The following is a 19,898-nucleotide window of genomic DNA, read 5'->3' as shown; positions in this document are numbered from 1 at the left end:
GAGCGGTGGCCGCCGGAGTTCCGCTATCGCCCCTCGCGGGCGACGAGCTCACACCTCGAACTTGTAGCCCAAGCCGCGAACCGTGACCAGGTACTGGGGTTCCGCCGGGTCCGGCTCCAGCTTGGAGCGCAGCCGCTTCACGTGGACGTCGAGGGTCTTGGTGTCGCCGACGTAGTCCGCGCCCCACACCCGGTCGATCAGCTGCCCGCGGGTCAGCACCCGGCCCACGTTGCGAAGCAGGTATTCGAGCAGGTCGAATTCCTTGAGCGGCAAGCTGATCTCCTCGCTCGCCACCGTCACCACGTGCCGCTCCACGTCCATCCGCACCGGGCCCGCCTCCAGCGCCTGCGGCTGCAGGTCCTCGGCCTCGCCGCCGCGGCGCAGCACCGCGCGCACCCGCGCGATCAGCTCCCTGGCCGAGTACGGCTTGGTGACGTAGTCGTCGGCGCCCAGTTCGAGCCCGACCACCTTGTCGATCTCGCTGTCCCGCGCCGTCACCATGATCACCGGGACGGCGGAACGCTGCCGCAGCTGCTTGCACACGTCGGTGCCGCTCATGCCGGGCAGCATCAGGTCGAGCAGCACGATGTCAGCGCCGTTGCGGTCGAACTCGTCCAGCGCCTCCTGGCCGGTCGTTGCGACCGCCGCGGTGAACCCCTCCTTGCGCAGCAGGAACGCCAATGGGTCGGCGAAGGACTCCTCGTCCTCCACGATCAGCACCCTGGTCACCGGACTCCTCCCGTTTCGACGGTTGCGACCCCGTCCGCACTATCGGTCTCGGGCCGGGTATCCGCCCGGCCCCGTTCAGCGGTATCCGCCGCGGCGGCGTCCGAACGGGCCTCGCCCCCGGACTGCTCGGAGCCGGCGTGCTCCGAACCGGTCGCCGCGTTCTGCTCGCCGGTACCGCCCACCTCCGCGTCGGCACCGTGCCGAGGCACCCGGAGGGTGAACGTGGAGCCGGTTCCGAGCCTGCTCCACAACTTCACCTCGCCGCCGTGGTTGGCGGCGACGTGCTTGACGATGGCCAGCCCGAGGCCGGTCCCGCCGGTGGCCCGCGATCGGGCCGGGTCGACGCGGAAGAACCGCTCGAACACCCGCTGCTGGTGCTGCGGGTCGATGCCGATGCCCCGGTCGGTGACGGCGATCTCCACGAAGTCGCCGACCATCCGGCGGCTGATGGACACCGGCGATCCCGGCGGGGAGTACGACACGGCGTTGTCGATGAGGTTGCTCAGCGCGGTGACCAGCAGCGTGCGGTCCCCGTCGAGCAGCAGGTCGCTGGGGTCGTCGAGGGTGATCTCGATGCCCGCGGACTCGGCCGCGATGCGCGAGCGCCCCAGCGCCTCCTCCACGACGACGTCGACCTCGACGGTGGTCAGCTCGGGCAGGCGTTCGGCGCCCTGCAGCCGGGACAGCGCGATGAGCTCGGAGACGAGCGTGCCCAGCCGGGTCGACTCGTGCAGGATCTTCGTGGAGAACCGGCGCACCTCGTCGGCGTCGTCGGAGGCGTCGATCACGGCTTCCGCCAGCAGCGCGAGCGCGCCGACCGGGGTCTTGAGCTCGTGCGAGACGTTGGCCACGAAGTCCCGCCGGGTCGCCTCCAACCGGACCGCGTCGGACTCGTCGCCCGCGTCGATCACGGTGAACCCGTCGCCGAGCGGTCGCACTTCGCCGAGCACCGCGGCCGGTCCGCGACCGCGCAGCGACGTGCGGTTCAACGGCGACAGGTCCACGGTCACCGGTTCCCCGGTTTCCAGCACCTCTTCGGCCGCTTTGCGGGCGCGGAGGTCGGCCTGGTTGTCGCGGACGAAGCCGAGCTCGTCGGCGCGCGGGTTGTTCAGCACCACGTCGCCGAACCTGTTGAGCACGACGATGCCGTTGTTCGTCGTGTGCACGAGTCGCTGCAGCAGTTCCGCGACGGTCGGCCCCTCGGGCCGACGACGTTCGCGGTGCCGCGCCGTCCGCGCGGCCAGGTACCCGGCCGCCACACCGATCGCCAGCAAGCCGATGATCAGGGCGGTATAGCCCAATGCGGTCACAGCAGCATCGTAAGCAGGGAGATGCGGTGCTGGACCAGCCCGCGAGCGCGATCCGTGACACCCGCGACATGAATCGGGGGGTTCTTCACCTCTGATTCACTCGAAAGTGGAGCCGGGTTCAGGTACCGCCCGTTCCCGCACTCCCAGCGTGAACGGGGAGCGGACGAAGAACGGGCGGCACCTTCGCTCAGCTGTCGCCCGGTACAACTACGCCCGGTGGCCACCCCGCCACCGGGCGCCCACTGCGCACCGGTGGCGGGGCGATCTCGGATCAGCGCCCTTGGTTGGCCACCGCAGCCGCGGCCGAGGCGGCGGCGTCCGGGTCCAGGTACGTGCCGCCCGGGTTGGTCGGAGCCAGCTGCTCGTCGAGGTCGTAGCGCAGCGGGATGCCCGTCGGGATGTTCAGCCCGGCGATCTCCTCGTCCGAGATCCCGTCGAGGTGCTTCACCAGCGCCCGCAGCGAGTTGCCGTGCGCGGCTACGAGCACGGTCTTGCCGGCGCGCAGGTCCGGCACGATCGCGCTCTCCCAGTACGGCAGCAACCGGGCCACGACGTCCTTGAGGCACTCGGTGCGCGGCATGTCGGCGCCGAGGTCCGCGTAGCGCGGGTCGCCTTCCTGGCTGAACTCGTCGGTCGGCTCGATCTCCGGCGGCGGCGTGTCGTAGGAGCGGCGCCAGAGCATGAACTGCTCCTCGCCGTACTCGTCCAGGGTCTGCTTCTTGTTCTTGCCCTGCAGCGCGCCGTAGTGCCGCTCGTTGAGCCGCCAGTCCCGGCGCACCGGGATCCAGTGCCGGTCGGCACCGTCCAGGGCGATGTTGGCGGTGGTGATGGCCCGGCGCAGCAACGAGGTGTGCAGCACGTCGGGCAGCACCCCGGTTTCGCGCAGCAGCTCGCCGCCGCGACGCGCCTCGGTCGTGCCCTTCTCGGAGAGGGGAACGTCGACCCAGCCGGTGAACAGGTTCTCGGCGTTCCAGGTGCTTTCGCCGTGTCGCAGCAGTACCAGAGTCCCGACAGTCATGGGCTCAGGCTATGACAAGCCGTTCGCGCCGCGTGCCCCGCCGCCGCGGCGCGCTCGCGGGACTCCGAGCCTGGCGGAGGCGGAGGCGGCACGAGCCCGGCGCGCCCCTGGCCCAGATCGCCGGAGACCGCCCGACCGTCCAGGAAGTGGCCGCGTCCCCCGAACGACTCAGGACGAACCCGCGCTGGGCTGATCGGGCCACACTCCACTACTCCGCGACTGAGTGACAATTCATCGAGCATGAGAATTTTTCGGTTGTGCGGCGCAACGACCACCCCGCTGTCAATCACTCAGCGGAATCCGCCACCGTATCGAGTGATGATCTTCAGGGGGACGCAGCCGCTGGCAGTGACCCCGCAAATCGGTTGCAGCCGTCACCCGACGGTTATCTATTCACCGTGTCACCGTGACACGAAAGTGTCTCCGCTCACAAACGTGAGCGCCATACCGAGATGATTAATCCGCAGTGTTACCCCCAGTGGGGAAGATCACTCGAATGGAGTAATAGATCGGACTTGTGGCCAGTGCGTGACTCTGCGAAGTTGACACTGCTCTCGCGGATCGGCTCCCACGCACTCCCCGGTCCGGACGAGAGCGAACAAAAGAGCGTGGTTCGTCTCCCCCGTCGAACCACGCCCCGCCGGGCCTCGGGTGCCCCCCGCCCACTAGGCCCGCTGGCGGGACCTCACGCGTGGGGCGGTTCGAGCTCGCGACTCCCCCTCTCTCCCGAGCCGCCCCTCGCGTCCGCTGGCAAGACCAGCGGCGATCAGGGACGTGCGGGGCGAGGGGATCAGGCCTGTTCTTCGTCCGCCGGCGCCAGCGGTCCGTCCCGGCGCACCAACTGCTCGAACGGCCGCAGGTTCGCCAGCGACTCGCCGCGCGACTCCCGCCAGCCCCACTCCCGCCGGATCGCGGTGCCGAATCCCAGCTCCAGCAGCGAGTTGAAATCCCCGTCCGCGGCCTCCAGCACCTGCCCCAGCACCCGGTCGATCTCCTCCGCGGTCACCGCGTGCAGCCCGATCCGGCCCACCAGGTAGATGTCCCCGGTCCCGTCGATCGTGTAGTGCACGCCGTAGAGCCGCGCGTTGCGCCGCAGCAGGTACCGGTAGACGTCCTCGTGCGCCTCATCCGGCTGCCTGCACACGAAGGCCTCCACGACCACCGCGTGCTCGGCCACGATCAGCCAGCAGTTCGTCTGCAGCTTCTTCGTGCCCGGCAGCGTCACGAAGAACCGGCCACCGGCCTCCTGCCGGTAGTCCAGTTCGCTCGCGTCCAGCGCGGACTCGATGGTCTCCAGGACGGTCACGCCGTCACCTCCAAGCTGAACTGCGAGTGGAACGCGTGCTTCGCCCGCGCGTAGGTCTCCAGCAGCGCCTCCGTGGTGCGGTCCCAGGAGAACGTCTCCGCGTGCTCCACCGTCCCCGCGGCGAGCCGGGTCCGTAAACCGGCGTCGGCCACCGAGCTCAACGCGTCCGCCCACTGATCCGTGCCGTGCCCCGCGACCAGCAGCCCGGACCGGCCGTCGGCCACCGCCACCGGCAGGCCGCCGACCGCCGCCGCCACCACCGGCGTGCCGCAGGCCTGCGCTTCCAGCGCGACCAGGCCGAACGACTCGTTGTAGCTGGGCACCGTCACCACGTCCGCGGCCCGGTAGACGTCGGCCAGCGCCTCCCCGCCCTGCGGCGGCAGGAAGCGCACCACATCGGCGATGCCGAGTTCCCGCGCCAGCTCCTGCAGCGCCTCCGGGCGTTCCAGCCCGCTGCCCGACGGGCCGCCGACGACCAGCACCGCCAACCGCGCGCGCAGCTCGGGACGCCGGGCCAGCAGCTCCGCGGTCGCGCGCAGCAGCACGTCCGGTGCCTTCAACGGCTGGATGCGGCCGACGAACGCGAACACCAGCGCGTCCCGCGACAAGCCGAACCGGGCGCGCGCCGCCGCGGTATCGCCCGGCGTGAACCGGCGCAGGTCCACGCCCGGCGGGATGGTCGCCACCTCCGCCGGGTCGGCGCCGTAGAGCCGCACCAGGTCGGACGCCTCCACCTCGGTGTTCGCGACGAGGCGGTCCGCCTCGGTGACCACTTGCTCCTCGCCGAGCACCCGGACCCGCGGCTCGGGGGTGTCCCCCGCGGCCAGCGCGGTGTTCTTCACCTTCGCCAGGGTGTGCGCGGTGTGCACCAGCGGCACTCCCCAGCGCTCCCTGGCCAACCAGCCGACTTGCCCGGACAGCCAGTAGTGCGAGTGCACGACGTCGTAGAACCCCGGCTCGTGCCGGGCCTCCGCGCGCAGCGCGCCCGCGGCGAACGCGCACAGCTGCGCGGGCAGCTCGTTCTTGTCCAGCCCCTCGAACGGACCGGCCACGACGTGGCGCACGGTGACGCCCGGCGCGAGCTCCGCGACCGGCGGGACCTCGGAGGACGTGGCTCGGGTGAAGATCTCCACCTCGGTGCCGAGTTCGGCCAGCCGGGTCGCGGTCTGCGCGATGTAGACGTTCATCCCGCCCGCGTCACCGGTGCCGGGCTGCTCCAGCGGCGAAGTGTGAAACGAGAACACGGCGGCGCGGCGGGGCCGCATCCGGGCGGTGCCAGAAGTCATCGACTAGCCCTATCGCAAACCTTGTCGGGGACGTCCACGCGCGGACGCCCGATCCGTTTCGGACGCTCTGAAGCTCGACGCCGGTGCGGGGGAAAACATTCCTGCGCCGCCGAGCACAGCCCGCTGACGCTACCCCGGAGCCCGGAGCGACCAGCCCGAACGCCGAACGGCTGGTGACGCTGTTCACAGCCCAGGAGCGCCCCCAGCCATGAAAAAGGTCCCGCGAGGGCGGATCGAACCGCCCTCGCGGGACCGGGAAGCGCAGCGCTAGATCACAACGCGGACTTCTGCTTCCACTGCTCCCAATCGATCATCCAGTCGAAGACGTCGTAGCGCGGTTCCATCGTGGTGACCGCACCGGTGACCTCGATCGGATCGCCGATCAGCGCACCGTCGAAGTACGCCTTCGCGTCCGCCTCGGACAAGTTGATGCAGCCGTGCGAGGTGTTGACCTTGCCGAGGTTGGCGCGGTTCTCCTCGTTCTCGTGGATGAACTCACCGTGGTTGGACATCCGCACGGCCCACTTCTTCTCCACGTCCGTGTAACCGTAGCGGGGGTTGTCCATGATCTCGACGGGGTTCTTCTGCATCACCATGTAGGTGCCGTTGGGCGTGTTCAGCTCCGGGTCGTGGTCCTTGCCGTAGCTGGCCGGGTAGCTGGCGATCTGCTTGCCGTCCTGCTCGACGATCATCTGGTGCGTGGACGCGTCCGCCTTGACGATCTGCGACCGGCCGACGGAGAACTTCGTGGTCAGGTCCGAGCGGCCGTACTCGCCCTCGCCGTAGTGCACGCCGTAGAGCTTGGCGTCGACCTCGACCTGGGTGCCCGCGGGCCAGTACTCCTTCGGCCGCCAGTCCACCTGCTTGTCCGACAGCCACGCCCAGGCGCCCTCGACGGGCACGGAGGTCCGCACCTGCAGCGCACGCTCGGCGGCGGCCTTGTCGGTGACGGACTGGTCGAACTTGACGCTGATCGGCATCGCGACGCCGACCTCGGTGTGGTCGGTCGGGTTGACGGTGGCGCGCACCGTCTTCGACGGCGACACGGTGGTGAAGCTGCCCTGAACCGGGACGCTCTGCCCGTCGGTGCCGGTGGCCTCGCCGGACCAGGTGTAGGTCTTGCCGTAGCCGAGCTGCTCGCCGGCGGTCCAGCTGAGGCCGTCGGCGGCCAGTTCGCCCTCGACCTCCTTGCCGTCGCCGTTGGTCAGCGCGACGTCGTCGAGCTTGCCGCGTTCGACGCTGACCTTCACCGGTGCGGCCGGATTGACGTCGGCACCGCCGCCGGGTTCGAGGTGCACCTTGGCCGCGGGCGCCTGCGCCTGCGCACCACCCCCGGTGCCACCTCCGCCCGAGGACTGCGATCCGCAACCCGATATCAGCAGCACGGCCGCCAGCGCGCCCGCCAGCGCAGTCCACAGCAGCCGTACCCGCGACCGACCCACCCTGCTCAGCACTCCTTGACCCCGATCCGTTCCGACATGGTTCTCACTACCCGAAGACGTCCGGCGACCAGAAAAGATGTCGCCGATCAACAGTGTGTCGGGTCACAGCATCGCCGCTGCGAGCGCCCCCGGGCCGCGCGGACCGCTCGATCGGACGGGAGCAACTCACTCGACGGGGCCATGACCAGGACGAAGAGCGTTCGCCGGCCGTGATCGACATCGCGTTCGCGCGGACCGGACGAGCGCCCGAACCCACGAGCGATCACATCCGTGGGCTAACTCACCGAACATCCGCGATCACACTTGGAGCTGGCGGTGCAGCACGCACAGCTCCACGTCGAGCTCGGCCAGCACGTCCACGATGGGGCTCGCGAACCCGGTCATCCCGCTGCGGGTACCCGCGAACAGCAGCCCGACGACCCGGCCGTCGTGGTTGACCACCGCGCCGCCCGCGTCCCCGGGGCGCAGGAAGCACCCGGCGGAGGCGGGGCAGTCGATGCGGATCTGCTCGCGCAGCACCCGCACGCCCAGCGCCGCGCCGTGATCCACCCGCAGCGTGACGTCCACCGAGGTGACCACCCCGCTCGTGACGCCGCTGCCGTAACCGCACTTGCGCACCGGCTCACCCGGATAGGCGGCGCACTGCCCCGTCACCGGACCGATGCCGGGAATCACCGGGGAGTGGGCGACGCCCCTGCCCAGGGTGACGGCCGCCGCGTCCACCCGGCCGGACAGCGCGCCCCGGGCCAGGTCCGCGTACACGTGCCCGGTGTCCGGGTCGACCATCCGATCGCCGACCGCCCAGCCGTCGTCGAGGCAGGCCACGTCGAACGTGGTCAGGCCCATCGTCGCCACCGCGGGCGGATGCCCGACGACCAGCGCGCCCAGCGTCCCGGTGCGCCGGTACCGGCCCGCGTAGCGGGCGTCCGGCGGCGCCAGCTGCACCGAGCGGCACGGCGCCAGCCCGTCCCCGCCGGTGACCGGGCCGTCGTGCGCGAAGCCGCGCCCGCGCAGCGCCACCGACTCCTCGGCGCAGGTGTGCGCGTGCTGCAGGAGCGGTTTCTCCTCGATGACGTCGGTGGGGATGCCGAGCACGTCCGGGGGGACGTGCGTGCCCGGCCACACCCGGTCGGGAGGACGTTTGCGCGCGACGGACACGACGATGCCCTGCTCACCGGTGAACCGGCCGGCGGTGCGCTTCTCACCGATGTCGACCGCGGTGACGCCTGGGAGGTCCAGCAGCTGATCCTCGACCGCGCGCTTGATCGGCCTGATGACCGCTCTGTCCCGAAGTTCCCTGATGCTGAGCATGGCGGCCCCCTCCAGCGACCATTTAACACTCAGGGTTAATCAATAGTCACGAAGAGTCACTCTTCCGGCCGGTCAGCAGGTGGGTGAATCCGGTCGGCACCGCACCGGAACCAGCCCATCGAGCCGGTCGTGAGCGCGAGCCGCGCCCAGCGCCTCAGAGCGAACAGTCCACCAGGACGGGCTCGGGCGCCAGTGACACGCCGAACGCCGAACGCACCCCGTCGCGGACTTCACGCGCCAGGTGGAGCAGGTCAGCGGTGGTCGCCGAGCCCCGGTTGGTCAACGCCAAGGTGTGCTTGTCGGACAGCGACGCCCGGCCGCCGGGGCCGGTGTGGCCCTTGCCGAACCCGGCGCGGTCGATCAACCACGCGGCGGAGAGCTTCGTGCGCCCGTCCGAAGCCGGGTACTGCGGCACCCGCTCGTCCGGTCCCACGCGGGCCGCGATCAGCTCCAGCACTCCGGGCAGCTCGTCGGCCGCCACGATGGGGTTGGTGAAGAAGGAACCGGCGCTCCAGGTGTCGTGATCGTCGGGATCCAGCACCATGCCCTTCGTGCGCCGTAAACGCAGCACGGCCTCGCGCACCTTGGTCACGTCGACGCGAGCGCCCGGCGTCACGTCGAGTTCGCGGGCCAGCTCGGCGTACCTGATCGGCGCCGACTCCCCGCCGTCGCGCAGCAGGTAGCGGGCGCGCAGCACCACCGCGTCCGCGGTGTGCTTGAGCACGCTGCCCCGGTAGACCAGCCCGAGGTCGTCGGCCAGCACCGTGCGGATCCGCCCGGTGTGCCGGTCCAGCAGGTCCACCGAGACCAGCATCTCGGAGATCTCCACGCCGTAGGCGCCGACGTTCTGCACCGGGGTGGCACCGGTGAGCCCCGGGATCCCGGACAGGCACTCCAGGTTGCCCAGTCCCTGGTGGACGGTGTCGGCGACGACGTCGTCCCAGTCCTCGCCCGCTTCGACGGTCAGCTGCACGAACCCGTCGACGATGTCGTAGCGGCGACCGCGGGTGGCGATCCGCACGACCCGGCCGTCGAAGCCCTCGTCCGCGATCACGAGGTTCGAGCCGCCGCCCAGCACCAGCAGCCGCTGACCGGCCGCGTCGGACTCCCGGACCGCCTCGGCCAGCTGGTCGGGGTGTTCGGCCAGGACGAACTCGGCGGCCGGGCCGCCGAGGCGCAGCGTGGTGTGGCCGGACAGGGCGTGGGGCGTCGGCTCGCCGGTCGGCGGCGCGCCACCGCTGGTTCCTTCGGCGCCGGACATCGAGGGGTTCACGATTGCCAAAGGTAACCTTCCGCCCATGGCACGCCGCATCGAGCACCGCAGCACCTCCGAGTGGCCCGCGTCGCAGGTGCATGCGGCGCTCATCGACCTCGACTATCTGCGGGAGCGCCTCGCCGAGCTCGGGGGCACCCGCAACGAGCTCGTCGAGCACGCGGTGGACGGCGACGCGGTGCGCTTCGAGGTGCGCCAAGGCGTGCGCACGGACTCGCTGCCGCCGGTGGCGCGCACCGTCGTGGGCGCGGGTGACCTGGTGATCGACCGCAGCGAATCCTGGCGGCGCGAGCAGGACGGGCACTACACCGGCGAGATCGCGGCCGAAGTCGCCGGGGTGCCGTGCACGGTCGGCGGATCGATGTGGCTGCGCGACCTGACCAACGGCGCCGACGCCAGCGAGTTCCTCGTCGAGGGCGAGGTGCGGGTGAACGTGCCGTTCGTCGGCGGCAAGCTGGAGGACCTCGTGGCCGACCAGGTGCAGAAGCTGCTGGCGGCCGAGGAGCGGTTCACCACCGAGTGGCTGGCCCGCAGGCCGGCCTGAGCCCGGATGATCTTCACCACCTGGGCGGGAACCGCATGAACCAGCCCCGCAAGCGGGCACCCCGGCTGGCGGCCGGACGCGCCCGCGCGCTCGGCGTGCCGACCCGCGGCACCACGAACCCGAACCGCCTGCGCCGCGTGGACCGCTGGATCGCCGGGACCCCGTGGGTCTCCCGCTCGCTGTCCTCGGCCGCGGACCCGCTGGTCATCGATCTCGGATTCGGGGCGACCCCGGTGACCACCGTCGAACTCGCGGCCCGGCTGCGCCCGGTGCGCCCGGACGCGCGGGTGTTCGGCCTCGAGATCGACCCGGATCGGGTGACCGCGGGCAAGGCCGTCGCCGACCCGCCCGCGCTGGAGTTCCGCCGCGGCGGCTTCGAGCTCGCCGGTCTGGCCGCGGGCATCGGCGGGCAGGACGGTCCGGCGCTGGTGCGAGCGCTCAACGTGCTGCGCCAGTACACCGAACCGGAGGCGTGGAAGGCCTGGGACGAGCTGCGCGGACGCCTCGCCCCCGGCGGGCTGCTGGTCGAGGGCACCTGCGACGAGATCGGGCGGCGCTGCTGCTGGGTCGCGCTGGACCGGTCGGGGCCGCGGACGCTGACGCTGGCCTGCCTGCCCGGAGACCTGGAGCGGCCCTCGGACCTGGCGGAGCGGCTGCCGAAGACGCTGATCCACCGCAACGTGCCGGGGGAGAAGGTGCACTCGCTGTTCACCGACCTCGACGCCTGCTGGGCGAGGGCCGCGCCGCGCGCTCCGTTCGGGCCGCGGGCGCGCTGGGCGGAGTCGGTGCGGCTGCTCGCCGCGCTCGGCTGGCCGGTGCGGGACCGGCCGCGGCGGTGGCGGCTGGGCGAGCTCACCGTGGATTGGGCATCGGTCGCGCCCCTACCGGGGGAAGCGAGCGGCTCGTAGGCTGCCGCGCATGGTCGACGAGTTCCACCACCGGGCATGGGGCCAGCAGGCCACGGCCTTCCGAACCGCCGCGGTGCAGGCGGGACCGGAAGCGGCGGTTCCGAGCTGTCCGGGCTGGGACGTGCGGAAACTCGTGCGACACGTCGGCCGGGTGTACGCGATGGTGCTGCTGGCGCTGGAGCTCGAACCGGGCGGGCAGCGCCCCCGGCCGAGTGCTCCGCCGGAAGGCTTCGACGAAGCGTTGAGCTGGTTCGACGACCGTCTCGCCGAACTAGGCACAGCGCTGTCCGCCGCGGACTCAGCGCGGCCGGTGTGGGGCTTCTTCCCCGGCGCCACCGCCGGATCGTGGACTCGCCGGATGGCTCACGAGACCGCCGTGCACCGCTTGGACGCGGCGCTGGCGAGCGGAAGCGGGCATGAGCTGATCTTCGATCCCGAACTGGCGGCCGACGGCGTGGACGAGATGCTGCGCGTGATGGCCCCGCTGGGCGACTGGTCGGAACGCTCCGCTCAGGGCCGGGTGCTCTACCACGCGGCGGACGCGGGCCGGGCCTGGCTGGTGCGGTTCGAGCCGGGCGAAGCTCCCGAGGTGGGCGAACCGGTGGGCCCCGCGCTGGACTCCGAGGTCGACACCACCGTGACGGGCACCGCCGACACGCTGTACCGGCAGGTGTGGGGACGTTCGAGCACGGCCGTCGTCACCGGCGACGCCGCCTTGGCCGACGTCGTCGCGGGTCGCTGACCTCGCCCCACCGGCAGCACGCGCCCCCTGATCATGGACGCGGTCGCGCCTCCGGTAAAAATCGCCGCGACACACCACGATTGATCAGGGCGACTTCGCCGAACGGGCCGTTGGGAGCAGTGCGATACTCCGCAACCGTGCCCTCTCGATTCGTCATCACCCTCGGTTGCCCGGACCGCACCGGGATCGTGGCGCGCATCGCCTCGTTCCTCGCCGAATGGGGCGGTTGGATCGTGGAAGCCGGGTACCACACCGATCCTGAGACCGGCTGGTTCTTCACCCGCCAAGAGGTGCGCGCGGACTCGCTGCCGTTCGACGTCGCCGAGCTGCGGCAGCGCTTCGCCCGCGTCGCCGACGAGCTGGGCAGCACGAACTGGCAGGTGACCGACACCGCCGAGCGGCGACGGGTCGTGCTGCTGGTCTCCAAGGAAGGGCACTGCCTGCACGACCTGCTCGGGCGCGTCGCGTCCGGGGAGCTCGACGTGGACCTGCGGGCCGTCATCGGCAACCACCCGCGGCTGCGCTCGATCACCGAGGCGCACGGGGTGCCGTTCCACCACGTGCCGTTCCCCTCCGGCTCCGACCAATCAGCCAAGAACAGCGCGTTCCACGAGGTCCGGGCGCTGGTCGAAGGCCACGACCCGCACGCGATCGTGCTGGCCCGGTTCATGCAGATCGTGCCGCCCGCGGTGTGCGAGGCGTGGGCGGGCCGGGCGTTGAACATCCACCACAGCTTCCTGCCCTCGTTCGCGGGCGCCCGCCCGTACCACCAGGCGTACGCGCGCGGGGTGAAGCTCGTCGGGGCGACCTGCCACTACGTCACCCCGGAGCTGGACGCGGGGCCGATCATCGAGCAGGACGTGACCCGGGTGGACCACACCGACGCGGCCACCGACATGGTCCGCAAGGGGCGCGACATCGAGAAGGTCGTCCTGGCCCGCGGTCTGCGCGCGCACCTGGAGGACCGCGTGCTCGTGCACGACAAGCGCACGGTCGTGTTCTGAGCCTCGCGCCGTCGCGGCGCGCAGGTCAGCGCGAAGAGGTGAGGATCAGGTGTCCGTCGGGACCGCGCGGCCCAAGCCGTCCAGGACCTCCGCCGCGGGCAGCCCGGACAGCAGCGCGCCGGAAACGATGATCTTGGATCGGCGCAGGCCGCTGCCGACCACCAGGGCCGGAGCGATCGCCACGGCCGGGTCCAGCAGAACCGGCCACTGCGCGGGCAGCCCGAACGGCGTGATCCCGCCGTACTCCATCGACGTCAGCCGCACGGCCTCGTCCATGGCCGCGAACGACGCCTTGCGCACGTCGAGGCGACGCTTGACCACGCCGTTGACGTCGGCGCGCGCCGTGGCGGGCACCAGGCACGCCGCGTGCCGGACCTCCCCGCCGCGCTTGCCCGCCACGATCACGCAGTTCGCGGACAGCGCAGGCGGCGATCCGTACCGCGCGCAGAACGCCGCGGTGTCGGCGAAGTCCGGGTCGATCTCGGCGACCCCGACCAGCGGCGCTTCCGCAGGCGGGAACGCGGTCACCGCGTCGCGCACGGGGTCGGCGAGCAGGTCGGGGCGGTCCGGTGCGGGTTCCACCGCGAGCGTTCCGGCGGCGAGCGACCAGTCAGCAGCCATGCGCCGACGATACGAGCGCGGCGGCTACCGCCTCAGCGCCCCAGGAAGTCGCTCAGCAACGCCCGCAGCGCGCGTCGATGCGTGAACATCGGAGCCACCGACGGCAGCACTTCCAGCCGGGCACCGGGGATCGCCGCAGCGGTCCGCCGCGCGGCGGACACCGGGTGCAGCGGGTCGTCGGTACCGGTCACGACCAGCACGTCCGCCCCCACCGAGCTCAGCGCCGCGGCGTCGTCGAGCACCGGCCGGTCCGCCAAGGCGTGCAACGCCGGGCCGAGCCTGCGCAGCGCGGCCACCCGCAGCGCGAGGTGCTCGCCCAGATCCACGTCGGGAGGGAACTCACCCGCCACCCGCTCGCGCAGCGCGGCACCACCATCGGACTCCGCCGCGTCGACGGCCTCGGCGAGCCGCTCCAGCGCCCACGCCGACGACACCTCGCGCGCTCCGTCCACCACGGCGGGCAGCAGCAGCGCGAGCCGTTCGAACCGGTTCGGGCAGGTCGCGACAGCCCTAGTCAACGCGCCCGTCCCCAGCGAAACGCCGACCGCGCGAGTGGCGCCGGTGGCATCCGCCGCGGCCAGCACGTCCTCGGCCAGCGCTCCGTGGTCCCAATACCCCGCGCGCGGGTCGGCCGCCTCGCCGTGCCCCGCGAAGGTGAGCACGACACGGGTGCCCGGCAGCCCTGAGGAGGGGATGCGCGCCTCACCCGGCGTCGCGCCCAGGCCGTGCGTCACCAGCGTGACCGGCTCGCCCTTGCCGTAGGAACGCCACCGGGCGCCGGAAGGCAGCACGCCGTCGGCTGGGACCACCGAGCCCTCGGCTACCAGGAGCTGCCCCGCTGCACGTCGGTGACCTTCGGGCGCACGTCGAGCAGGTAGACCAGGACGCCCACCAGCCCCGCCAGCCAGATGATCGTGATCGGCCCGCTGGTGAACACCGCCAGCATCACCAGCCCTGCCCCGGTGATGCCCAGCCACGCGGGCTTGGACAGCTTGCCGACCGCGGTGAACGCGTCGGCCCGCTGCAACAGCGCGTGCACGAAGGCGTACAGCCCGAGCGGCAGACCGGCCAGCCAGATGACCTTCAGAATCCAGAACTGCAGCAGCAACTCCGGCGGACCGCTGAATGACAACTCCACCACTCCACCCTACGTGTGAGCGGGACCCCGGAGTAGCCGTCCCGGGGTCCCGCTCGGTCGTACCGCGCCCGAACCCGCCGCTGCGCGCGGCCGAGTTCGCCGACGCGGCTCAGTTCTCGGACTTGCCGGTCGCCTTCTTCGCGGTGCCGGTCTTGGCGGCGCCGGTGCTCTTCGGCGCGGTCTTCGCCGGGGCGGTGCGGTTGGCGGCCTTGCGGCTGGTGCTGCGGGTCGCGGTCGCCGCGTCCGAACCGGTCTCCTCGACCGCGTCCGCCACGTCGGCCGCCGTCTCGCGGACCTTCTCCGCCGCGCCGGCCGTGGTCTTCTCGGTGGTCTCGGCGGCCTTCTCACCCCAGGAGCGGGTGGTCCGAGTGACCTTGCCCAGCACGTCGTCGGCGATGACCCGCGCGTCCCCTACGGCGGTGTCCACCCGGCCCTGCACCTGCTCCAGCTGGCTCCACGCCTGCTTGACCTGGGGCTGGGCCTGGATGCGCTCGAAGGTCGTCTCGCCCCGGTCCGCGAGGTAGCCGTAGAGCTGCACCGCCGACTGCGTGTAGGCGTCGACGCGCTTGCGCAGCTCCGCCGGGTCGAAGCGCTCCTTGAGGTCGTTCGGCAGCTCGTTGACCCCGGTGCGGGCCGACTCCGCACCCTCGTTCAGCCGGCCGCGGAGCTTGCCGAGCGTGTCGGCGATGGTCTGCGCGGCGAGGTCACCGGCGCCGAGCGCGGCGAGCAGCGGGGTGCGCGCCTGCTCGACGGCTTCGCCCAGCGCGGGACCGGACTGCGCCTGGCCGGGGGTCTTCGTGCTGTTCTCGTTCGTCGGCATGATGCTCACTCCTCATCGGAAGAATCGGTGCGGTGCTGGTCCGGCCCATCGGCGAGACCGTCGTGTTCGCGCCGGAACGAGGCGTAGATGTCGAGCAGGACCTGCTTCTGCCGCTCATCCAGATCGGGGTCGGCGAGGATGGCGTCCACCACCGGGCCGCCCTCGCGCTGCTCCAGGATCCCGGCCTGCACGTAGAGCGCCTCCGCGGAGATGCGCAGCGCCTTGGCGATCTGCTGGAGGATCTCCGCGCTCGGCTTGCGCAGGCCGCGCTCGATCTGGCTGAGGTAGGGGTTCGACACCCCCGCGCTCTTGGCGAGTTCGCGGAGCGAGATCTGGGCGTTGCTGCGTTGCGCCCGGATGTAACCGCCGAGGTCGCTGACCGCTTGGTTCACGGCCTTGTTGACGGTCTTGTCCACCCGCTCCATCGCCCTTGCTCCTTCCGGCTGCGTTCCACGGTAGCCACGAGTGCTAACTATTGCAAGCAGCCAGCTTGCACCTTCCGAGTGAGACGATCAGCACCCAGAGCAGAGCCGCCACCAGCGCCGACACCGCTACCGGCGGATCACTGCTGCGCGCACACGCAGAACGGGTGACCGTCGGGGTCGGCGTAGACGCGCCACTGCACCCCCTGTCGATCCGGCGGCTGCGGCAGCAGCCGCGCCCCGGCCCGCACCGCGCGCTCGTGCCCCTCTTCCAAGGTCGCCACCCGAACGTCGACGTGCATCATCTGCGGCCTCGTCCGGTCCGGCCAGGTCGGCGGGACGAAATGCGGATCGAACTGGAAGGCCAGCGGCGGGCCGCCCGCCGGGTCGGCCAGCTCCACCCAGTCGGGCTCGGCCTCGGCCTCGTCGATCTCCCAGCCCAGCAAGCGCCCGTAGAACTCGGCGAGCGCACGCGGATCAGGGGTGTCGATCGCGAACGCCGCGATCGACAACGGTGCTGCGGTGCTCATGGCGGGTCCTCTCCATCGGGAACGGATTCAGCGAGCGCGGAACCGGGATCGCGCGGCGCCCCGCGGGTTCCCCCGGCCACCCAACCGGACGACCGGAGCCGCCCCCGCTCAGCGCCTCGCCGTTGACCCCGCATCGTCACTTCGACGAGCCACATCGTGACATAACCATCGTGGTATTTACAGAGGTTAGTAACCGTCTTGCGAAGTACACGAGTTATCACCGCACGCTGCAACCGGCTAATCGCCTACGATGGTGTTCGTGAACAGCAGAGCCGTCGCTGACCGAGTCCCTGCGAACCACGCCGCGGACCAGGACGCCGAGCGCGACGTCGAGCTGGTGCTGGCCTTCCTCAACACCTGCGACGCCGAAGCCGACACGGACGTCCTGGACTCCGCCGACCAGTGGCGGGAGTGGTCCACCGGGCGCGGCCTGGGAGAAGCGGGCGAACGCGGCGCGGCGCGGCGCATCCGCGACGCCATGCGCGGCGCCGTGTCCTACGACCCGTCCGCACCCGCACCGCACACCGGCATCGACACGATCACCTGGCCCGTTCCCGTCGTCCTGCACGACGGCGTGCCGGTGCTCGGCGGGCACGACGCGCTGGGCACGGTGCTGGCCGCCTCCGTGCACCTGGTGCACACCGGCCACTGGAACCGGATCAAGATCTGCCCGGCGGACGACTGCCTGTGGGCCTTCTACGACCGCTCGCGCAACAAGTCCCGCACGTGGTGCTCGATGCGGGTCTGCGGGAACCGGGAGAAGGCGCGCTCCTGGCGCGAACGGCACGCCACCGAGAGCTGACGCCCACCCGCCGGATCACAGCAGCAGCTGGGACGCCGTGTAGATCACCAGTCCGGCGAGCGCGCCGACGACGGTGCCGTTGATGCGGATGAACTGCAGGTCCCGACCCACCTGGAGCTCGATCTTGCGGGAGGTCTCCTCCGCGTCCCAGCGCTCCACGGTGTCGGTGATCAGCGTGGTGATCTCGGTGCGGTAGTGCGACACCACGTACACCGCGGCGCTTTCGATCCAGCCGTCCACCTTGCCGCGCAGCTCCGGCTCGGCCGCCAGCCTGCGCCCGAACCCGCGCAGGCCGTCGCGCACCCGCAGCCGCAGCTCGCTGGAGGGGTCCTCCGCCGCGTCCAGCAGCATCCTCTTGGCGGTGCTCCAGGCCGAACCGACGAGGTTCTGCACCTCCGGGTGCTCGATCACCTGCTGCTTGATCTGCTCGGCGCGCTCCATCGTCTTCGGGTCGTGCTGCAGGTCCTGGGCGAAGTCCACCAGGAACCGGTCCACCGCCTTGCGCATCTGGTGGTCCGGGTCGGTCTTCACCGCCCACGCGAACGACAGCACTTCCGCGTAGATCTTGTCGGCGACCATGCCGTCGAAGAACCGCGGCGACCAGGACGGGGCGCGCTGGCTCACCACGCGCAGCACGGTGTCGTGGTTGTCCCGCGCCCAGTCGTACGCCCGGTCGCAGATGAGGTCGACCAGCTTGTGGTGGGTGCCGTCGGCGAACACCTGCGACAGGATCCGCCCCAGCGGCGGACCCCACTGCTGATCCAGGACCTTGCGCAGCACCGACTGCTCCAGCACGGCCTGCACGTCGTCGTCGCGCAGCACCTGCACGGCGCCGCGCACCGCGGTGGCCAGCTCGGAGGTGACCCGCTCGGCGTGGCCCTCGTCGTCGAGCCAGGTGCCGACGCGGGCGCCGATCTCGGCGCGGCCCAGCTTGTCCCGCACCACCCGCTCGGCCAGGAAGTTCTCCCCGACGAAGGCCCCGAGGTTGCGGCCCAGCGCGTCCTTGCGGGTCGGGATGATCGCGGTGTGCGGGATCGGCAGCCCCAGCGGGCGCCGGAACAGCGCCGTCACCGCGAACCAGTCCGCCAGCGCACCGACCATGCCCGCTTCGGCCGCCGCCCGGACGTAACCCACCCACGCGGCGGCACCCGCGTTCTCCTGCCAGCGGGCGATCACGTAGATCACCGTGGCCGCGAGCAGCAGCCCGCCCGCGACGGCTTTCATCCGTCGCAGCGCCCGCCGCTTGAGCTCGTCCGAATCGGCTACCGCAGTCTGTGCCACGCCACGATTGTTGCAGCAGCGAGCGGGACCACCGGTGGGATCGTGCCGGAAACGTCCCCCGGTGACCGTTCGTCGCGGCCCGCGCACGGTGCGCCGCCGGCCCGCGATCGCGTCGCGCAGCTCCGTCCTGCGGTCGTTCCGCCGAACCGAACAAGATCGAAAAATGCCGGTAGGGTTCCAGCCGTGCGTACTCCCGCCCTCACCTCCCGGTTGCGCCCGTTCACGTCGACGATCTTCGCCGAGATCACCGAGCTGGCCCGCAAGACCGGAGCGGTCAACCTCGGGCAAGGCTTCCCCGACACCGACGGCCCCGCGGGCATGCTCCGAGCCGCGCAGCAGGCGATCGCCGACGGGGTCAACCAGTACCCGCCCGGCGCGGGCGAACCGGATCTGCGCGCCGCGATCTCCGAGCACCGGCAGGCGCACTACGGGATCGAGCACGACCCGGACGGCGAGATCCTGGTGACCGTCGGCGCCACCGAGGCCATCACCGCCTCGATGCTGGCGCTGCTGGAACCGGGCGACGAGGTCGTGCTCATCGAGCCCTACTACGACTCGTACCCGGTGGCCGTCGCCATGGCAGGCGGGGTGCGCCGCACCGTCGGGCTCCGGCAAGGACCCGAGCACCGGTTCGAGCTGGACCTGGACGCCCTGCGCGCCGCCGCCGCGGGACCGCGGACCCGCGCGCTGGTGCTGAACTCGCCGCACAACCCCACCGGCACGGTGCTCACCGATGCCGAGCTCAACGCGATCGCCGAGGTCTGCCGCGAGCACGACCTGATCGCCATCACCGACGAGGTCTACGAGCACCTGCTCTTCGACGGGCGGGCGCACACCCCGCTGGCCACGCTGCCGGGCATGGCCGAGCGCACCGTGACGATCTCCAGCGTCGGCAAGAGCTTCAGCGCCACCGGCTGGAAGATCGGCTGGGCGTGCGGACCCGAGGAGCTCATCGGTGCGATCCGCGCCGCGAAGCAGTTCCTCACCTTCGTCGGCGGTGCCCCGTTCCAGCCCGCCGTGGCGCACGCGCTGCGCAACGAACTGGACTGGGTCCGGGGCCTGCGCGACGACCTGCAGCGCAAGCGGGACCGGCTGTCCAAGGGCCTCGCCGAGGCCGGCCTGGACGTGCTGGCCTCCGAAGGCACCTACTTCATCTGCGCGGACGTCCGGCCGCTCGGCTTCACCGACGGCGCCGAGCTGTGCCGGGCGCTGCCGGAGCGGGTCGGCGTCGCGGCGATTCCCGTGCAGGTTTTCTGCGACGACCCGGAACCGGTGCGACACCTGGTGCGCTTCGCGTTCTGCAAGCAGGACGAAGTGCTGGACGAAGCGATCCGCCGCTTGCACGGGCTCGCCTGAGGGGCTCCCTTCCTTCTGCCGCTCTGGTGGCGGAATCTCAGTGGTCTCCTCGCTG

General features: G+C 71.5%; 21 protein-coding genes. 6 read left to right on the top strand and 15 right to left on the bottom strand.

The window, feature by feature from the left end; genetic code table 11:
- Nucleotides 1-48 precede the first annotated feature (48 nt).
- From OOZ19_RS01235 to OOZ19_RS01200, 8 genes are all read right to left on the bottom strand, one after another.
- Nucleotides 49-729: a response regulator gene (locus tag OOZ19_RS01235; protein WP_184475973.1), complete on the bottom strand. Its 681-nt coding sequence runs from the start codon at nucleotides 727-729 to the stop codon at nucleotides 49-51.
- Nucleotides 726-2,039 (bottom strand): sensor histidine kinase, encoded by a 1,314-nt coding sequence (locus OOZ19_RS01230; RefSeq protein WP_266087236.1) that lies wholly within the window; start codon nucleotides 2,037-2,039, stop codon nucleotides 726-728. Before OOZ19_RS01230 ends, OOZ19_RS01235 begins: the two co-directional genes overlap by 4 nt.
- Nucleotides 2,040-2,310: 271 nt before the next feature.
- Nucleotides 2,311-3,057, bottom strand: coding sequence for a phosphoglyceromutase (locus OOZ19_RS01225; protein ID WP_266087234.1), 747 nt, complete (start codon nucleotides 3,055-3,057; stop codon nucleotides 2,311-2,313).
- 790 nt (nucleotides 3,058-3,847) lie between these two features.
- Nucleotides 3,848-4,363: a type III secretion system chaperone family protein gene (locus OOZ19_RS01220; RefSeq protein WP_266087232.1), complete on the bottom strand. Its 516-nt coding sequence runs from the start codon at nucleotides 4,361-4,363 to the stop codon at nucleotides 3,848-3,850.
- Nucleotides 4,360-5,649 (bottom strand): D-inositol-3-phosphate glycosyltransferase, encoded by a 1,290-nt coding sequence (mshA, locus tag OOZ19_RS01215; RefSeq protein ID WP_266087230.1) that lies wholly within the window; start codon nucleotides 5,647-5,649, stop codon nucleotides 4,360-4,362. Before mshA ends, OOZ19_RS01220 begins: the two co-directional genes overlap by 4 nt.
- Before the next feature lie 272 nt (nucleotides 5,650-5,921).
- A complete protein-coding gene (locus OOZ19_RS01210; RefSeq protein ID WP_266087228.1) occupies nucleotides 5,922-7,091 on the bottom strand; it encodes a L,D-transpeptidase in 1,170 nt (389 codons plus the stop codon).
- Nucleotides 7,092-7,388: 297 nt separating this feature from the next.
- Nucleotides 7,389-8,402 carry a chymotrypsin family serine protease gene (locus OOZ19_RS01205; protein ID WP_266087226.1) on the bottom strand — a complete coding sequence of 338 codons (1,014 nt, stop codon included), beginning with the start codon at nucleotides 8,400-8,402 and terminating at the stop codon, nucleotides 7,389-7,391.
- A gap of 154 nt (nucleotides 8,403-8,556) precedes the next feature.
- Nucleotides 8,557-9,663, bottom strand: coding sequence for a UDP-N-acetylmuramate dehydrogenase (locus tag OOZ19_RS01200; protein ID WP_266087744.1), 1,107 nt, complete (start codon nucleotides 9,661-9,663; stop codon nucleotides 8,557-8,559).
- A 37-nt stretch (nucleotides 9,664-9,700) separates the two neighbouring features.
- Here OOZ19_RS01200 and OOZ19_RS01195 point away from each other — a divergent pair, with 37 nt between their 5' ends.
- The 4 genes from OOZ19_RS01195 (at nucleotide 9,701) to purU (ending at nucleotide 12,873) form a co-directional block, all read left to right on the top strand.
- Nucleotides 9,701-10,219, top strand: a complete 519-nt coding sequence (locus OOZ19_RS01195; RefSeq protein ID WP_266087224.1) for a DUF2505 domain-containing protein — start codon at nucleotides 9,701-9,703, stop codon at nucleotides 10,217-10,219.
- 35 nt (nucleotides 10,220-10,254) lie between these two features.
- Nucleotides 10,255-11,127 carry a class I SAM-dependent methyltransferase gene (locus OOZ19_RS01190; RefSeq protein ID WP_266087221.1) on the top strand — a complete coding sequence of 291 codons (873 nt, stop codon included), beginning with the start codon at nucleotides 10,255-10,257 and terminating at the stop codon, nucleotides 11,125-11,127.
- 10 nt (nucleotides 11,128-11,137) lie between these two features.
- The gene (locus OOZ19_RS01185; protein ID WP_266087219.1) at nucleotides 11,138-11,869 is read left to right on the top strand and encodes a maleylpyruvate isomerase family mycothiol-dependent enzyme; all 732 of its coding nucleotides are present in this window, start codon (nucleotides 11,138-11,140) and stop codon (nucleotides 11,867-11,869) included.
- Nucleotides 11,870-12,006: 137 nt separating this feature from the next.
- The gene (gene purU, locus OOZ19_RS01180; protein ID WP_266087217.1) at nucleotides 12,007-12,873 is read left to right on the top strand and encodes a formyltetrahydrofolate deformylase; all 867 of its coding nucleotides are present in this window, start codon (nucleotides 12,007-12,009) and stop codon (nucleotides 12,871-12,873) included.
- Between the two features lie 45 nt (nucleotides 12,874-12,918).
- On the opposite strand, the gene OOZ19_RS01175 is transcribed toward purU, so the two are convergent.
- The 6 genes from OOZ19_RS01175 to OOZ19_RS01150 form a co-directional block, all read right to left on the bottom strand.
- Nucleotides 12,919-13,494 carry a YbaK/EbsC family protein gene (locus OOZ19_RS01175; protein WP_266087215.1) on the bottom strand — a complete coding sequence of 192 codons (576 nt, stop codon included), beginning with the start codon at nucleotides 13,492-13,494 and terminating at the stop codon, nucleotides 12,919-12,921.
- Between the two features lie 32 nt (nucleotides 13,495-13,526).
- Complete coding sequence (locus OOZ19_RS01170) at nucleotides 13,527-14,303, bottom strand: alpha/beta fold hydrolase (protein WP_266087213.1); 777 nt, start codon at nucleotides 14,301-14,303, stop codon at nucleotides 13,527-13,529.
- Between the two features lie 11 nt (nucleotides 14,304-14,314).
- Nucleotides 14,315-14,632, bottom strand: a complete 318-nt coding sequence (locus OOZ19_RS01165) for a DUF2516 family protein (RefSeq protein WP_416309375.1) — start codon at nucleotides 14,630-14,632, stop codon at nucleotides 14,315-14,317.
- 109 nt (nucleotides 14,633-14,741) lie between these two features.
- The gene (locus OOZ19_RS01160; protein WP_266087211.1) at nucleotides 14,742-15,452 is read right to left on the bottom strand and encodes a hypothetical protein; all 711 of its coding nucleotides are present in this window, start codon (nucleotides 15,450-15,452) and stop codon (nucleotides 14,742-14,744) included.
- 5 nt (nucleotides 15,453-15,457) lie between these two features.
- Nucleotides 15,458-15,877 (bottom strand): helix-turn-helix domain-containing protein, encoded by a 420-nt coding sequence (locus OOZ19_RS01155; protein WP_266087209.1) that lies wholly within the window; start codon nucleotides 15,875-15,877, stop codon nucleotides 15,458-15,460.
- A gap of 137 nt (nucleotides 15,878-16,014) precedes the next feature.
- Entirely contained in the window at nucleotides 16,015-16,404 is a 390-nt protein-coding gene (locus OOZ19_RS01150) for a VOC family protein (protein WP_266087207.1), read from the bottom strand.
- A 250-nt stretch (nucleotides 16,405-16,654) separates the two neighbouring features.
- Between OOZ19_RS01150 and OOZ19_RS01145 the strand changes: the two genes are divergently transcribed.
- Nucleotides 16,655-17,206 (top strand): CGNR zinc finger domain-containing protein, encoded by a 552-nt coding sequence (locus OOZ19_RS01145; protein WP_266087205.1) that lies wholly within the window; start codon nucleotides 16,655-16,657, stop codon nucleotides 17,204-17,206.
- A gap of 15 nt (nucleotides 17,207-17,221) precedes the next feature.
- Here the strand turns inward: OOZ19_RS01145 and OOZ19_RS01140 are convergent, their stop codons facing one another.
- A complete protein-coding gene (locus tag OOZ19_RS01140) occupies nucleotides 17,222-18,430 on the bottom strand; it encodes a DUF445 domain-containing protein (protein ID WP_266087739.1) in 1,209 nt (402 codons plus the stop codon).
- A 240-nt stretch (nucleotides 18,431-18,670) separates the two neighbouring features.
- Here OOZ19_RS01140 and OOZ19_RS01135 point away from each other — a divergent pair, with 240 nt between their 5' ends.
- The gene (locus OOZ19_RS01135; RefSeq protein WP_266087203.1) at nucleotides 18,671-19,843 is read left to right on the top strand and encodes a pyridoxal phosphate-dependent aminotransferase; all 1,173 of its coding nucleotides are present in this window, start codon (nucleotides 18,671-18,673) and stop codon (nucleotides 19,841-19,843) included.
- The last annotated feature ends 55 nt before the right edge of the window (nucleotides 19,844-19,898 follow it).

It is taken from the genome of Saccharopolyspora sp. NFXS83 (assembly GCF_026241095.1).
Classification (GTDB): domain Bacteria; phylum Actinomycetota; class Actinomycetes; order Mycobacteriales; family Pseudonocardiaceae; genus Saccharopolyspora_C.
Note: the sequence above shows the minus strand (reverse complement) of the source record. Positions and strands in the feature narration are given on the sequence as shown.

Excerpts from the sequence above, each read along its gene's own strand:
- OOZ19_RS01225 (WP_266087234.1), bottom strand. The coding sequence starts at position 3,057 with ATGACTGTCGGGACTCTGGTACTGCTGCGACACGGCGAAAGCACCTGG.
- mshA (WP_266087230.1), bottom strand. The coding sequence starts at position 5,649 with ATGACTTCTGGCACCGCCCGGATGCGGCCCCGCCGCGCCGCCGTGTTC.
- OOZ19_RS01205 (WP_266087226.1), bottom strand. The coding sequence starts at position 8,402 with ATGCTCAGCATCAGGGAACTTCGGGACAGAGCGGTCATCAGGCCGATC.
- OOZ19_RS01200 (WP_266087744.1), bottom strand. The coding sequence starts at position 9,663 with ATGTCCGGCGCCGAAGGAACCAGCGGTGGCGCGCCGCCGACCGGCGAG.
- OOZ19_RS01195 (WP_266087224.1), top strand. The coding sequence starts at position 9,701 with ATGGCACGCCGCATCGAGCACCGCAGCACCTCCGAGTGGCCCGCGTCG.
- OOZ19_RS01190 (WP_266087221.1), top strand. The coding sequence starts at position 10,255 with ATGAACCAGCCCCGCAAGCGGGCACCCCGGCTGGCGGCCGGACGCGCC.
- OOZ19_RS01185 (WP_266087219.1), top strand. The coding sequence starts at position 11,138 with ATGGTCGACGAGTTCCACCACCGGGCATGGGGCCAGCAGGCCACGGCC.
- OOZ19_RS01175 (WP_266087215.1), bottom strand. The coding sequence starts at position 13,494 with ATGGCTGCTGACTGGTCGCTCGCCGCCGGAACGCTCGCGGTGGAACCC.
- OOZ19_RS01160 (WP_266087211.1), bottom strand. The coding sequence starts at position 15,452 with ATGCCGACGAACGAGAACAGCACGAAGACCCCCGGCCAGGCGCAGTCC.
- OOZ19_RS01155 (WP_266087209.1), bottom strand. The coding sequence starts at position 15,877 with ATGGAGCGGGTGGACAAGACCGTCAACAAGGCCGTGAACCAAGCGGTC.
- OOZ19_RS01150 (WP_266087207.1), bottom strand. The coding sequence starts at position 16,404 with ATGAGCACCGCAGCACCGTTGTCGATCGCGGCGTTCGCGATCGACACC.
- OOZ19_RS01145 (WP_266087205.1), top strand. The coding sequence starts at position 16,655 with ATGGTGTTCGTGAACAGCAGAGCCGTCGCTGACCGAGTCCCTGCGAAC.
- OOZ19_RS01140 (WP_266087739.1), bottom strand. The coding sequence starts at position 18,430 with ATGAAAGCCGTCGCGGGCGGGCTGCTGCTCGCGGCCACGGTGATCTAC.